The sequence below is a fragment of the Desulforamulus profundi genome, assembly GCF_002607855.1.
Genome location: NZ_AWQQ01000116.1, coordinates 19,179 through 32,205 on the forward strand (window position 1 = coordinate 19,179; position 13,027 = coordinate 32,205).

A 13,027-nucleotide genomic window follows, 5' to 3' on the forward strand; every position below is an offset into this window, starting at 1 on the left:
CCCTATGTCGTAAAGAATGAATGAACCAGGGAGTAAGGGATTTTCTCCCTGGTTTTTTGATTTATTGTTCAAATTTCTGAGGTTTAAGGGAGAACTTTATAGCATGAGACAGATACTCGGTAAACCTATCTTATTTATTATTGTTTTGTTGATGGTGTTCACTTCTTCTCTGCCGGCCATGGCCAACGAAAGTCAAATTGCCTTTCCGGTAGGTAAGAAAGTCTATTCCATAAACGGGCAGGAAAAAACCATGGACGCCCAGACCTTTGTAAGCAACGGGAGGACTTATATACCCTTCGTTACCTGGGAGAATCCCTGGGGGCGGAGGTGAAGTGGGTAAGTGACGGGGGGAATCACGGGCAGATTATTTTAGTGAAGGGCAGCAATGGTGTGGTTTTTCGCTTGGACAGGAAAGAGTATACGATTATCCGTGGGAACAATGCCACCAGTGCACAAATGGATGTGGCACCTGTATCCAGGGAAAACCGGTTGTATCTGCCGGCCAGATATGTGGCAGAGGTGTTCGGTTATCAAATGAACTTTGATACGGCCAGCAATGCGGTACAGATTTATCCTTCCACGAATCAAACACCTGTTACGGATGCCCCTGAACAGAAAGCACCGGAGATGGTAAAGCCAGATCCGTCTCTGGTTAACGGGTTGCTTTCCACTGTTTTGCTGCTCTACTCTTTTATGTTTTATTAATTTTTAAACCTTGTTTGTTACAAATTACCCCTGTTTTTTGTCTAATGAATAAAGGAAATAGTTGGAGATAAATGATGAGTGCTGAAAACAAGCAATCCCTAGGCGAAATTGAGATCACCAGGGGAATTGCCATTCTGGCGGTTCTGTTAATTCACATTACCGGTTTACCGCTGCGGGTGCTGGAACCGGGTTCAGCGTCCTTTTTGTTCTACACGTTGATAAACCGGGGCATGCAGTTTGCTGTACCGTTGTTTTTAATGATCAGTGCCCTGGTGCTGGCCTATGGCACCGGTTGGGGGAGAAGATTAACTGGTCCAAATTTTACCGAAGGCGGTGGCAAAGGGCTGTGGTGCCCTTTCTTGTCTGGACCACCCTTTACTTAGCCCTTCGCTTTTTCATCATCCGGGATATCCCCTATATCTCCTTAAAGCAGGGGCTGTTGTGGTATGGTTTTGGTAAGGGCTTCTTTCACCTGTACTTTTTATCGGTGGTAATTCAATTTTACCTGCTGTTCCCGGTCATACATAAATTCTGGAGAACCTTTAAACCCAATTTCATAACAGCAATTTTACTCTTTGGGTCCGTCCAGGTGGTTTTTTATTGGTTAAACAAGCTTTACATCTACCAGCACTTCAGTTATACGGGCTCTTTGATTTTTAGCTACAGTTTCCCTATTGGCATAGGTTTATGGATGGGATACAACACCGGGCACTGGGCTGCCTGGTGGAAGAAATACCGGGCCTTTTTCATTGCCCTGGCGGTGGCAGCGGGAGTATTTTATATTAACCGCTATCTGGCGTCCCTGGACGGGGTCAGGATCAGCACCTTTTATTTTCAAATGGCCTGGGCTCTCTATGTATCCACCCTTGGCATTTGCGTGATCTTCCTGGCCAGGCATTTGGCAGCTAAGGAAGGTACCATAGGTTCCTTTCTGTCCGGAGTCTTTTCAAAAGCCGGGCAATATTCCTATGGCAGCTACCTGGTTCACCCCTTTTTCCTGCTGGTGTGGCAGAAGATTTATGCTCCTAAGGAATCACCGGGACTGGACCTGTCTGTCTGGGGCGGGTTTCTGGTGATATTTGGACTTTCCTGCGTTACAACCTACCTTTTGGAAAGAACCTTTCTCGCCAGGCTGCTTTTTGGTGTACCTCCTAAAGGAATAAATGGGTTAACCGGTTTATCTGAAATTCAAAAGCAGAATAGGAGTCCGAGAGCATGAAAAGCTATATCCTCAAGAATCTGAGCGTTTGTCTGTTATTTTTCTGGCTCATCAGCATCCCTGCCACCATTGCGGAGGCCGCCAACAAAGCACTGATTCTAAACTATCATCATCTGGATCCCGCTGCCAGGTCCAGTTCCACCATTTCTCCGCAGTTGTTTGCGGAGCATATGAAATATTTAAAGGACCATGGTTATACTGTCATCAGCCTGCAGCAGTTGAAAAAGTATTTATTGGCTCCCCAGACGAAAGGGGTCGCAAATGGGAATAATGGTAAAGGGACCTTGCCGGACCGTGCGGTGGTGATTACCTTTGACGACGGTTATGCGTCCTTTTACGAATACGCCTACCCGGTGATGAAAGAATACGGATTTCCCTCCACATTGTTTACCATCGTGGGGAAGGTAAGCAATCCTTCTCCCAACGAGATTCCCAAATTGACCTGGGAGCAGGTAAAGGAGATGGCCGCTACCGGGTTGGTGGACTTTCAATCCCACACCTATGATATGCACTATCTGGTGAATAAAAAATCTGCTTTAATAGCGGAACCGGCCTTAAAGGTGCAAACCGATTTACGTCTGGCCCAGGATGTGCTGGCTTTCCATACCGGACGTTTTGTTGATGCCATTGCTTACCCCTTTGGCCACTACAACCGTTCTCTCATTCATATCGCCCGGCAAGAAGGCTACCGGTTAGGGTTTACCTTAAACCAGGGGGCAGTTCAAAAAGGGATGAACCTGATGGAGCTGCCAAGAGTGGCTGTGGGGGATGAGAAGACAACCGTACAGGAATTTGAGAAAGTACTGCTCCGTTATTTGGCTCAGTAGTGTTATCGTTATTCTATAAAAAGAGGGTGTGCACAACTAAATGATTCGGTTTAAGAAGTGGCACCGGTTGTTTCTCTGTGCCACTATTCTTCTGTTGGGCTTGTCCTGGCTGTTTTTCGGGGGCACGGGCAGGGGTGGCGGTAACGGAATTGTTCCGCTCAAGCAGACTAAACTAAAGGGTTCTTACGACGTTGTGGTGGTCGGTGGAGACCCGGAAGGAATTGCTGCGGCGGTTGCTGCGGCCCGCAGCGGTAAGACAACCCTGCTGGTGGACACCCGCCCGGTCCTCGGGGGCCTGATGACCCGGGGGTGGTTAAACAGCATTGATATGAACTACGGGCCGGGGAGAGAGATTTTAAACAAGGGGATTTTTCAGGAGTTTTTTAAAGGCATTGAAGGGGACTCCTTTGATGTGGTTACTGCCACAAATGTATTTCATAAAATGGTTAATAAAGAGGAAAACCTGGATGTTTTACCCTCTGTTGAGTCTGTTTTTCCCATTGTGAACGGCGAGGTGAAGCCCATAATACAACCGGGCCAGTCAGTGGTAAAGGAGCAAACGGCCGGGCAGTATGCCGGGCTTGCAGGCGGAGATAAAAGAAAGGCCAGCGAAGCAAAGGCTACCGGGAACCGGTCTGATCCATTGGTCATGAACGGCATTCAGGTACGACTGAACGAAAGTCAAACAAAGAATATTTCAGCCGGGCGGGTGATTGATGCCACCCAGGATGCGGATATCGCTGCGGCTGCCGGGGTGCCCTTCACCTACGGGCAGGAAGATTACGGCAACCGGGGCCAGGTCATGGCCGTTACGCTGGTTTTTAAGCTGGAGGGCATCAGTAAAGCGGACTGGGCAAAAATGATGCTTCATCTGAATATTAAAAGATTCAAGCAACGGTTGCTGCCGAAGACAGTATTGAGCGTCATGCCGGGGCCAATTTACGCAGTGCCTGGGGTTTTGACGCCATCATGAAGGATTACAAATCCAACACCCTGGAAGTGGCCATGCGGGGGCTGAATGTTGGACGGCAGCGGGACGACAGTGTTTTGATTAATGCTCTGCAGATTTACGGGATAGACGGGCTGAAATATGAAGACAGGCAGAAAGCCAGAGAGCTGGCCCAAAAAGAGCTGCCTCATATTGTGCAGTATATGAAAGAACATATCCCGGGCTTTACTAACGCCAGGTTGGCGGGTACCGCGCCGGAGTTGTACGTGCGGGAAACCAGGCATATACAGGGTCTGTACCGTTTAACGGTGGATGATGTCCTGGAAAACAGGGATTTTCCGGACCGGGTTGCCTTCGGTTCCTATCCCATCGACATCCAGGCAACCGACCCGTATTTTCGAGGAAACGTGATCGGAGTTCCCACCCAGTATGCTGTTCCGTTGAGATGTATCGTACCCCAAAAGGTGGAAAACCTGCTGGTGGTGGGGCGTTCCGCCAGCTTTGATTCCCTGGCCCACGGCAGCGCCAGGGTGATACCGGTGGGCATGGCCACCGGGCAGGCCGCCGGCGTAGCGGCGGCCCTGAGTGTAGAGTCCGGCTCATCGTTCCAAAAGATGGCGCAGGATTCGAATTTAATTGAGCAATTGCAACAGCGTCTGGGAGACCAGGGGGTGGAGCTAAAGCCCTTTCAGGCGCCGGCTCCCCTGGAAACCCGCCACTGGGCCTATGAGGGAATGAAATTCATGCGCCGCCATGGCCTGGCTGCCGGTGGTTACAGCAACAACTACCGGTTGGATGAAAACATGCCGGAAGCCCAGTTTATCAACGGGTTGAATGTGTTGAAGCTTGCCGGGGTAAAGGTAAAGGAGCGGCCGGTGCTCTATCCCGAGGGAAACGAGCTGACCCTTCAGGATGTGGCGTATATGTTTGCACGCTACCTCGGCTATGATTATAACAAGAAGCAGGCCTATGAATATTTTACCAAACTGGGATTCTGGGACAGCCAGACGGTAAAGCGTGTGCAAGAGAATAAGGGAGTTGTTACCGTTGGTGCGGGGTATATGCTGTTAAAGGATTTTACCGAGTGGCTGGCGGCCAATCCCCCGGCGGAGAGGGAATCAGCAACGAAGTAACATTAAAGCAGTAAAATAAGGCCGCGCATATGCACGGCTTTATTTGTGCCTTTTCGCCAAGAAGAGTATAATAAATGGAGAATTTTGTCATGGGGAGGAGATAAGACTTGAACAAATGGTGGAGGTACGGCCTCTGGGGGGTTCTGGTGATTGCCGTACTGGCTGCAGCCCATGTGGCCTTTTGGCAGCGCTATATGGTAGAGAGAGATCACAATCAAGTGCAATTGACCTTAAACTACGACGAAGTGGCTTCCCTGGCGGGGTTAAAGGGGTTAAGTGCCGTTGAAGGATTAAAGGAATTTAAAAAGCACGGCATTACCGGCGTCGTACTGCGGGAGCCCATGCTGGAAGATTTGCGCCTTGCCGGAGACATTCAGATCTATACCGGGCAGGGGCTGGTAAATTTACAAAGCAGCCATACTGCGCCGGTCTGGCTATCCAGCCTGTTGGAAAAAACGACGCTGGTTAAGAGTAACACTTATATCCTAACCTTTGACAAAGAAATCTATCAGCAACTTCGCACACAAATGTCTGCCAAGCTGGCCAGTGTGAAAACCCTGGAAGTTGACGATTCTACCTACGTAATTGAAACGACCGCCCCGTATATAGCAATAAAGGAACTGGGGGCCGGTTTTACCCGGTATTCCATAACGGATGTACAACAGGCCGGTATGACTGTCATCTTACAGATCCGTACCTGGCCGGGGGCCACCCAGCAAAGTATCGACAAAGTTTTTGCATCATACCGTGACATTCCCGGTGTTTCCGCCGTCATGTTTAATGAAGACACACTGCCGGGATACCCGTCCCTCCTGCCGGAGCTGGCAGCTCAAATTGAAGAAATGCATGTGCCTCTGGTTCAGGTGGAATTCTTCCCCCAGTTTGGTTTCACTAAAGTAGGGTTTCTCCTGGACAAAAACGTTGTCCGCCTGCACACAATCCCGCAGAATGAGTTAAAACGCATGTCTCCCGGTGAGGCGCTGGACCGCTACACCCTGGCTGCAGCGGAACGAAACCACCGCATCCTTCTGATCCGCCCCTTTTGACAGGGGGGACCTGCTGGAGAGAAACACTCAGTTCATTGACCAGTTATCCTCCCGGTTGGCAGGTGAAGGACTTAAGGTGGGAGCCGCCAGTGACCTGCCGCCGGTGCCTGTTTCCAGACCCCTGGTGCTGATCATCGGTCTCGGGGTGATCGCAGGGGGCCTGCTGTTGCTTGAAAAATTAAGGGGGGACAGGCTGGTTCCGGCCGTTGGCGCAGCGTCCGTGCTGCTTTGGGTGGCGGTGCTCTATTTTGACTTTCTCCTGGCCAGAAAAATAATGTCCCTGGTATCCGTCATTATTTTCCCGACCCTGGCCCTGATCTCCTATGTCAAGAGGGAGGGACTTTCCCCGGGAGCGGCGGTCTGGCGCTTTATAAAGATTTCCCTCTTTTCGCTATTGGGAGCTTTGTTTATGGTGGGGATGCTGGCGGATGCTGCATTTATGCTGAAGCTGGATCAATTTGCAGGGGTGAAACTGGCCCATGTGATTCCTTTGCTGGTGGTTCTTCTCTATTTCTCCCTGGTTGTGGCCAAAGGGGCGGCACTGCCGGAAAAGGTAAAAGGTCTCTTGAACCAGCCGGTTTTGCTGGGGGTTGCCCTGGCGGGGGCCTTGATGGCGGTGGCGATGATCGTTTATGTGGCCAGAACCGGCAACGAGGCCATGACCGTCAGCGGGCTGGAACTGCAGTTCCGCAGCCTGCTGGATCAGATTTTGGGAGTTCGTCCCAGGACCAAGGAATTTTTGCTGGGTCACCCGGCCCTGCTGCTGGTGCTGCTGTTTGGCTACCGGGACAACCGCTTTTTACCGTTACTGCTGCTGGGGGCCATCGGACAGGCCTCCCTGGTCAATACCTTTGCCCATATTCATACGCCTCTTCTGGTGTCCCTGATGCGGGCCTTCCACGGGATCTGGTTGGGAATTCTGCTGGGACTGGCTGTGTATTTCTTGATTAAGCTGGTCTGCCGTTACGGGAGAGGGGTTCTAAATGGCTAAAGTTGTAATATCCGGTTATTACGGGTTTGATAACCTGGGGGATGAGGCGGTTCTTTTCAGTATCTTAAAAACTGCGGGATCTTCGCATTGGGCTGAGGATCGAGGTGCTTTCCAATACACCGGAGGAAACGGCGGAGATCTATAAAGTAACTTCCTCCAACCGGTGGAAACTCGGGGATGTCTACCGGGCCCTCAAGGATTCCGATCTGTTGATCAGCGGCGGGGGCAGCCTGCTGCAGGATGTTACCGGCATCAAGAGTTTGCTGTATTACCTGGGGGTTATCTGGTTGGCCCAGCGGCTGGGCAAGCCTGTCTTCTTTTATGCCCAGGGCATCGGGCCGGTGAAGTCCTGGTTGGGCAGGCTGGCCATGAGGCTGGTGGTGAATAAGGTAAACTATATCACCGTGAGGGATGAATCCTCCCGGCAGGATTTAGAAGAGATGAAAATCAACCGCCCCGGCATCCGGGTGACAGCGGACCCGGTGCTGGGCCTGGAACAAAAATTTGTAGATGAAAAGATCGGCCGCGCCATTTTAGAGGAAGTCGGGCTGGATTTGTCCATTGAACGGAAACTGGTGGGGGTTTCCGTTCGGGAGTGGCAGGGCCTGGCGGATTACAAAAGGGTAGTGGCGGAAGTTTGTGATAAGCTGACACGGGTGGGCCACCAGGTGGTATTCCTGCCCATGCACTATCCGGACGATTTAAAGACTTCGGAAGAAGTTGTGGAACTGATGGAACAACCCGCTGTGGTGCTGTCCCAGCGTTATTCGGTGGTTGAAATGGCCAGTCTTATTGCCAATATGGATTTACTCATCGGCATGAGGCTGCATGCCTGATCCTGGCCGCCGTCATGCATGTGCCGCCGGTGGCCGTTTCCTATGACCCCAAGATCGACCGCTTCATGGGGCTGCTGGGCCGAGAGGCCGCTACCCCGGTGGACAACCCTAGTTTCGATGACCTGTGGCGCACCGTGGAGGAAATACTCTGCGAGCCTGGCTGGTCCGGGAGGAACTGATCCGGCAGGTGGAACCCCTGCGCCAAAGGGCCCAGTCCACGGCGGCGCTGGCCATGGAGGTCTTGGACCGGTCTTTATCCAAAGGCGTCCACGCCACCAAGTATTTGTAATTCAAGTTGGGGACGGTTCTTGACTTGAATTCGGTTTAGTTTTAAGGGAGGTAAAAATGACAAAAAGAAAATGGCTACCTTTCATTTGCTTGTTTCTGACGATGCTTTGGTCCTTTCCTGCCTGGGCGGCGGAGCAGATTGCTCCGGGAGTTCGCCAGTGGTCCTTTGAAAGGACGAACTGGGAAGGTAAGTCCATCAAGGGTTATGTGTTGGAGGTGGATCCTAAGCAAAAGTATACCGAGATTCGCGCTGTGATGGGGAATGAAGTCATCGGCAGCAAGGAAACCCTCAGCAGTATGGCGGAGCGCACCGGGGCGGTGGCTGCCATTAACGGCGGTTTCTTTGACACGGTCACCGGTATGCCGGTGGGGAATGTTTTTATCGATGGCAAAGCCGAGTATGTTTCGGATATTTTAAGAACCTCCTTTGGCTTTACCTACGGCGGGGGCGTCAAGATTGGTTACCTGGCCCCCAAAATGAAGGTAGAGGTTGTCGGTGTGGGCCAATTGGCCATTAAAGGCATTAATATGCCGGCGGTCAGCGACGGGCTGGTGCTTTATTCCCGGGTCTGGGGCAAGGCAGTGCCGGCGGGAACGCAGCTCCTGCTGAAACCGGACGGCAGTGGCGCTTTTTGGTAGAGCCTGTTTTCGGTAGTACCCAGATTCCGGCCGGCGGCTATGTTTTAAGCGGATGGGGAGGTTCAACCAACCAACTGATGGCGGTTTCTGCCGGTGCCAGGGCCAGGGTGATTACTGAGCTGCCCCAGGAATGGAGCAACCTGCGCCATGTTTTATCTGCAGGTCCTTTACTGGTGGAAGGGGGTCTGCCGGTGGATCAGGCGGTAAACGAAGGCCTGTGGGGCAAGGTATTGAAACCGGCGCCCAGAACTGCCTTGGGGGTTAACGCACAGGGGAAAGTGCTGCTGGTGGTGGTGGATGGCCGGCAGGACGGCAGCGCCGGGCTTACTTTAGAAGAGTTGTCATATCTCATGATGGATTTGGGTGCTGTCCGGGCGGTGGCACTGGACGGCGGTGGCTCCAGTGAGATATGGGTAAAGGGAAAAATTCTTAACAACCCCTCCGACAAGAAGGAACGCCCCCTGGGCAACGGGTTGATGATCATCCAGCAGATGCCTGTGTACGTAGACCACCAGCGGCTGTATTTAGACGTGGCTCCGATCATTGATCAAGGGCGGACCCTGGTGCCCATGCGGAAGATCTTTGAGCGATTGGGCGCTGAAATTAACTGGGATGAAGCGACCAAAACGGTGACGGCTGTCAAAGGGGAACTGAAAATTGAACTAACCGTAGGAAAAACCACTGCTGTGGTGAACGGTAAAAACATCAAGCTGGATGTACCGGCCAAGGTGATCAATGGACGCACCCTGGTGCCCATGCGTTTTGTGGGAGAAGCCCTGGGGGCCAAGGTGAATTACGTTACCACCAACGGCCCGGCCGTTTACATCGAGAGTGCGGAGGGAGGGTCCGGCCTTGCAAAATAAGCTGATCATCTTTATGTTGGGGCTGCTTTGCTTTACCATGACGGCGCTGCCCGCCGCAGCGGAACCGGTGATGCCTCCGGAACTGGAGCAAATGATGAACGACCAGACGCAGCAGGTGATTACCGAATTGCCGCCCCGGCTGGCTGTGGACTATATTGCCAATATTACCTATAACCTGGTGCGGGATGTTCAGAAACTGCCCAACGGCAATTTGCTGCTCTGCCGGGTGGGCGCCTGGATGCCCGGCATCGTTGAGGTGGACCAGCAGGGAAATGAGGTATGGAATTACTACGGCCTTCAGGCCAACAGCGCCCAGCGGCTGGCTAATGGAAATACATTGGTTGCGGATTCCGGCGCTCCGGGAGCGCCCTATGTACCCAGGGTGGTAGAACTGACCCGGGACGGGAAAAAAGCCTGGGAATATGCGCTGCCTTCCCTGGCCTATGCTCCCCGTTATGCGGAACGGCTGGCCAACGGCAACACCCTGGTGGTGCTCCCCTTTGAGGTACGGGAAGTAACCCCTCAGAAGAAAGTTGTCTGGCAGTATGGCCAGGGCAAGCCCGGTAAACCCGGCGATCCCGGTTACCTGGCCCGCCCTGCACGGGCCCACCGCCTGGCCAATGGCAATACCCTAATTGTGGACAGGGGTTATGCCAGGAATGGGCGGGTATTGGAAGTGACCCCCGGCAAAAAAGTGGTCTGGCAGTTTGCTGCCGCTGCCGCACCTTCTGCGGGCAGCCAGGAACAGAAACCACCGGGTTTGGTTGAACCGCTGGATGCATTGCGGCTGGCTGACGGGTCTACTTTGGTAACCGATAAGAAACTGGATATGGTCTTCCTGGTAGATGCCCAGGGGCAGGTCCTGCAGGCCAAGTCCTGGGCCGGACTTTACAAAACAGCTCCGGTGACAGACCTTTGGTTTGCCGAGCCAAAGGAAGATGGCAATATCCTCATCTCCGGCACCATGGTAACCGGACGCACCCGGGTGGCAGAAATTATTGGGGACAGTATGAAGGTTGTGTGGGAGAAGAGCCTTTTCCAGAGCAACTAGAAAAATAAATTCAAGTCAAGAACCGTCCCCGCTTGAATTTACGGTTTTTGTTTATTTATCCAATCTGGCGCCAAACTGTTGCAGTTTCTTTTGCACCCAGGCAATATCCTCCTGTGCAAACTGTTTGGGCTGCTTGTTGGCAGCCAGTGACCTTGCGGCTGCCACACCGGCAGCGTCCCCAAGGACCGCCAGGTTGGGCAGCACCCTCAGTTCCGCCCAAGCAAAGGAAGAGATGCCTGCTGCGTAGCCCGGGATCAGTAAATTTTCTGTTTTGGCAGGAAGGAGAACCTCAAAAGGAAGGTAGACCGGGTTGGTGGGCTCACCGCCGGCCTTCTGCCAATCCGGGCGCAGGTGCTTGGTTACGGGCCAGTTGTAGCTTCCGGAAGCCTTTAAATCGTTGGGAATGAAGGCATTAATGTCCATCATGTAATAGCCCAGGCCGATCCGAGTGGGGTAATTGTGTGTATCGGCTCCCTTGGAGTCCGCCCCGGCCCTTTGGGCTTCTTCCGTGGAAACAGCGAAATTAGTGTTCTCAGTTCCGTGGTCAGACTGCCCAGATAGCGGGCTGTGTACGGACTCTCGAATATACATAATCTGTCCTACCACCGGTAAACCCCGGCTGTCTCGGACCAGTTCAGCCTCACCAAAGCCGTACCAGTGGCCGGTGGCCGGGTCCTGTACTTTAAACTGCCGCAAGGTATTGATGAAATCAGGGTTTTGCAAGAATTGCCGGGCCTTCACCCGGGCCTGGTCCACGTTTAAATGACCCGGAGGAGTATCGGCAGGATACCGTTTGCTCCCTTTATCCCGCTCATGTGCCCGGGCGTCTACATTGAAGACCAGCAGGCAGTTCACCCACCAGGTATGATTGTCCTTCCCGTTGCTGGCAGCATTAATGGGTTTTATGGCAAAGCCTTTGGGGCCGTATTTCTCATTAAAGGCGATGACCTGCGGGTTGGCGGCAAAGGCCTGTTTTCCTCCCGCCAAGCCCCAGCTGCCCTTGGCGTCCCGGACAAATTCCCAGTCCTTAATTTGCGCGTTTTTGGGCGGGGTCTTAACACCGGTTACCTGAAACATTAGGGTAGCGGCCTGCTGCCGGGAGAAAGAAGTCTCGTCCCCCGGTAGGTATTGCCTGGGCCAATCTCTGCGGCCCACACTGACGGGATTGCCGGATAAGCGGGTTAACCGCCCGTCCACTGTGGCATCGATGAAAATCTTTCCCCTAACCTTTTGGATATCATCTCCCCAGGCCACCTCCCCGCTTTGTTTCCGGGCAATACTCCGAAGCCGGATTTCCTTTATCGTGTTGTTTTGTACTATGAGATCCTCGATGTCATAACCATAGAGGATTTTTAAGTTGGGGAACTGGGCAAGGTCCTCTCTAATGATTTGGGCCATCCCACCGGTATTGTAAAATTGCCCGGCTTTAGCATACCAGCGGCCAAAGGAACCCTGCGTAACCACGTGTCCTTTCCAATAACGAATATCGGTAAAATTTTGCCCGCCGACGGTACCGATGCCGCCCAATTCTTGAACGGGGTCATTTACCACCAACAAAATCTTTTTCTCCGGCGCCGCCGCTGCAGCGCTGCGGGCCGCCGCACACCCGTCAAACCCGCCGCCGATAATCACAATATCTTGCCTGAGAGTTTGGTTATAAGCAAAGACAGCGTAGCCTAAAAGCGGTAACGCCACGATCAATAAAACAGCCAACAGTTTTTTCATTTATGAACCTCCGAAATCCAAAATTCAAAAGTAACAACGTATAATTACGAGACCTTACTTCACAAGCGAAAGGCGAACAGCGAACATCTACCAAAAATTTCTTTTTTTCTTGTAATTTACGGCAGGAACCACTATAATATTGGCGAAAACATCCGTATATACATATAAAATGGAGGTTGACATGCTCGATATAAACGCCATACAACAAATTCTACCACACCGCTACCCCTTCCTGTTAGTGGATCGCATTTTGGAGATGGAAGAAGGGAAAAAAGTTGTCGGTATCAAAAACGTTACCGCCAATGAAGAGTTCTTTCAAGGCCATTTTCCCGGTTTTCCGGTCATGCCGGGTGTTTTAATCATCGAAGCCATGGCCCAGGTGGGGGCGGTTGCCATTCTTAGTATGCCTGCATATGCCGGCCGCATTGCCCTTTTTGCCGGAATTGATAAAGCCCGTTTCCGCCGGCAGGTGTTCCCGGGGGATACCCTGCGGATCGAGGTCGAGGTGTTAAAACTCCGCGGCACCGTTGGCAAAAGCACGGCCCGGGCCTTTGTCGGGGAAGCGTTGGCCGCCGAAGCGGAGCTAATGTTTGCCATCGGGCAGAAATAAAGAGAATCTCGTTGTATTTTTAAACGATTGTCAGGTTTATGGCATTTTTGCCTGAACAAAAGGTTTTTTTGGTATTCCTTAGGCAAGGTAGTTAAATTTGTTGCTGTACAGGTTTGTAACTCCTGGGTTAGAATGAATAGGATTT

The 13,027-nt window shown here is 52.2% G+C and carries 14 protein-coding genes and 1 pseudogene; 14 read left to right on the forward strand and 1 reads right to left on the reverse strand.

Features of this window, described 5'->3' with window-relative positions:
* Positions 1-103: 103 nt before the first annotated feature.
* The 13 genes and pseudogenes from P378_RS16320 (at position 104) to P378_RS16360 (ending at position 10,547) form a co-directional block, all read left to right on the forward strand.
* Positions 104-331, forward strand: a complete 228-nt coding sequence (locus P378_RS16320; protein ID WP_180261151.1) for a stalk domain-containing protein — start codon at positions 104-106, stop codon at positions 329-331.
* On the forward strand, positions 328-705 hold the full coding sequence (locus tag P378_RS16325) for a copper amine oxidase N-terminal domain-containing protein (RefSeq protein ID WP_180261152.1): 378 nt from the start codon (positions 328-330) through the stop codon (positions 703-705). The genes P378_RS16320 and P378_RS16325 overlap by 4 nt, the downstream gene beginning before the upstream one ends.
* A gap of 74 nt (positions 706-779) precedes the next feature.
* Positions 780-1,924 (forward strand): annotated as a pseudogene (locus P378_RS16330) (acyltransferase).
* The gene (locus P378_RS16335; RefSeq protein WP_099083974.1) at positions 1,921-2,751 is read left to right on the forward strand and encodes a polysaccharide deacetylase family protein; all 831 of its coding nucleotides are present in this window, start codon (positions 1,921-1,923) and stop codon (positions 2,749-2,751) included. Before P378_RS16330 ends, P378_RS16335 begins: the two are co-directional and overlap by 4 nt.
* A gap of 40 nt (positions 2,752-2,791) precedes the next feature.
* Positions 2,792-3,724: an FAD-dependent oxidoreductase gene (locus P378_RS23205; RefSeq protein ID WP_274378748.1), complete on the forward strand. Its 933-nt coding sequence runs from the start codon at positions 2,792-2,794 to the stop codon at positions 3,722-3,724.
* Positions 3,721-4,833, forward strand: a complete 1,113-nt coding sequence (locus tag P378_RS23210) for an FAD-dependent oxidoreductase (RefSeq protein ID WP_274378749.1) — start codon at positions 3,721-3,723, stop codon at positions 4,831-4,833. The genes P378_RS23205 and P378_RS23210 overlap by 4 nt, the downstream gene beginning before the upstream one ends.
* A 107-nt stretch (positions 4,834-4,940) precedes the next feature.
* Entirely contained in the window at positions 4,941-5,879 is a 939-nt protein-coding gene (locus tag P378_RS23215) for a DUF5693 family protein (RefSeq protein ID WP_274378750.1), read from the forward strand.
* 55 nt (positions 5,880-5,934) lie between these two features.
* A complete protein-coding gene (locus P378_RS23220; protein ID WP_274378751.1) occupies positions 5,935-6,870 on the forward strand; it encodes a DUF5693 family protein in 936 nt (311 codons plus the stop codon).
* A gap of 104 nt (positions 6,871-6,974) precedes the next feature.
* A complete protein-coding gene (locus P378_RS22310; protein ID WP_238473346.1) occupies positions 6,975-7,706 on the forward strand; it encodes a polysaccharide pyruvyl transferase family protein in 732 nt (243 codons plus the stop codon).
* Between the two features lie 124 nt (positions 7,707-7,830).
* Complete coding sequence (locus P378_RS22315) at positions 7,831-7,995, forward strand: hypothetical protein (protein ID WP_238473347.1); 165 nt, start codon at positions 7,831-7,833, stop codon at positions 7,993-7,995.
* 56 nt (positions 7,996-8,051) lie between these two features.
* On the forward strand, positions 8,052-8,633 hold the full coding sequence (locus tag P378_RS22320) for a phosphodiester glycosidase family protein (RefSeq protein ID WP_238473348.1): 582 nt from the start codon (positions 8,052-8,054) through the stop codon (positions 8,631-8,633).
* On the forward strand, positions 8,627-9,496 hold the full coding sequence (locus P378_RS22325; RefSeq protein WP_238473349.1) for a stalk domain-containing protein: 870 nt from the start codon (positions 8,627-8,629) through the stop codon (positions 9,494-9,496). The genes P378_RS22320 and P378_RS22325 overlap by 7 nt, the downstream gene beginning before the upstream one ends.
* Positions 9,486-10,547, forward strand: a complete 1,062-nt coding sequence (locus tag P378_RS16360) for a hypothetical protein (RefSeq protein WP_238473350.1) — start codon at positions 9,486-9,488, stop codon at positions 10,545-10,547. Before P378_RS22325 ends, P378_RS16360 begins: the two co-directional genes overlap by 11 nt.
* A gap of 51 nt (positions 10,548-10,598) precedes the next feature.
* On the opposite strand, the gene P378_RS16365 is transcribed toward P378_RS16360, so the two are convergent.
* Positions 10,599-12,272, reverse strand: a complete 1,674-nt coding sequence (locus tag P378_RS16365) for an FAD-dependent oxidoreductase (protein ID WP_099083975.1) — start codon at positions 12,270-12,272, stop codon at positions 10,599-10,601.
* Between the two features lie 181 nt (positions 12,273-12,453).
* Between P378_RS16365 and fabZ the strand changes: the two genes are divergently transcribed.
* Entirely contained in the window at positions 12,454-12,882 is a 429-nt protein-coding gene (gene fabZ, locus P378_RS16370; protein ID WP_099083976.1) for a 3-hydroxyacyl-ACP dehydratase FabZ, read from the forward strand.
* Positions 12,883-13,027 lie beyond the last annotated feature (145 nt).

Coding starts and splice junctions, on each gene's coding strand:
- P378_RS23210 (WP_274378749.1), top strand. CDS start 3,721: ATGAAGGATTACAAATCCAACACCCTGGAAGTGGCCATGCGGGGGCTG.
- P378_RS22320 (WP_238473348.1), top strand. CDS start 8,052: ATGACAAAAAGAAAATGGCTACCTTTCATTTGCTTGTTTCTGACGATG.
- P378_RS23205 (WP_274378748.1), top strand. CDS start 2,792: ATGATTCGGTTTAAGAAGTGGCACCGGTTGTTTCTCTGTGCCACTATT.
- P378_RS16365 (WP_099083975.1), bottom strand. CDS start 12,272: ATGAAAAAACTGTTGGCTGTTTTATTGATCGTGGCGTTACCGCTTTTA.
- fabZ (WP_099083976.1), top strand. CDS start 12,454: ATGCTCGATATAAACGCCATACAACAAATTCTACCACACCGCTACCCC.
- P378_RS16320 (WP_180261151.1), top strand. CDS start 104: ATGAGACAGATACTCGGTAAACCTATCTTATTTATTATTGTTTTGTTG.
- P378_RS16335 (WP_099083974.1), top strand. CDS start 1,921: ATGAAAAGCTATATCCTCAAGAATCTGAGCGTTTGTCTGTTATTTTTC.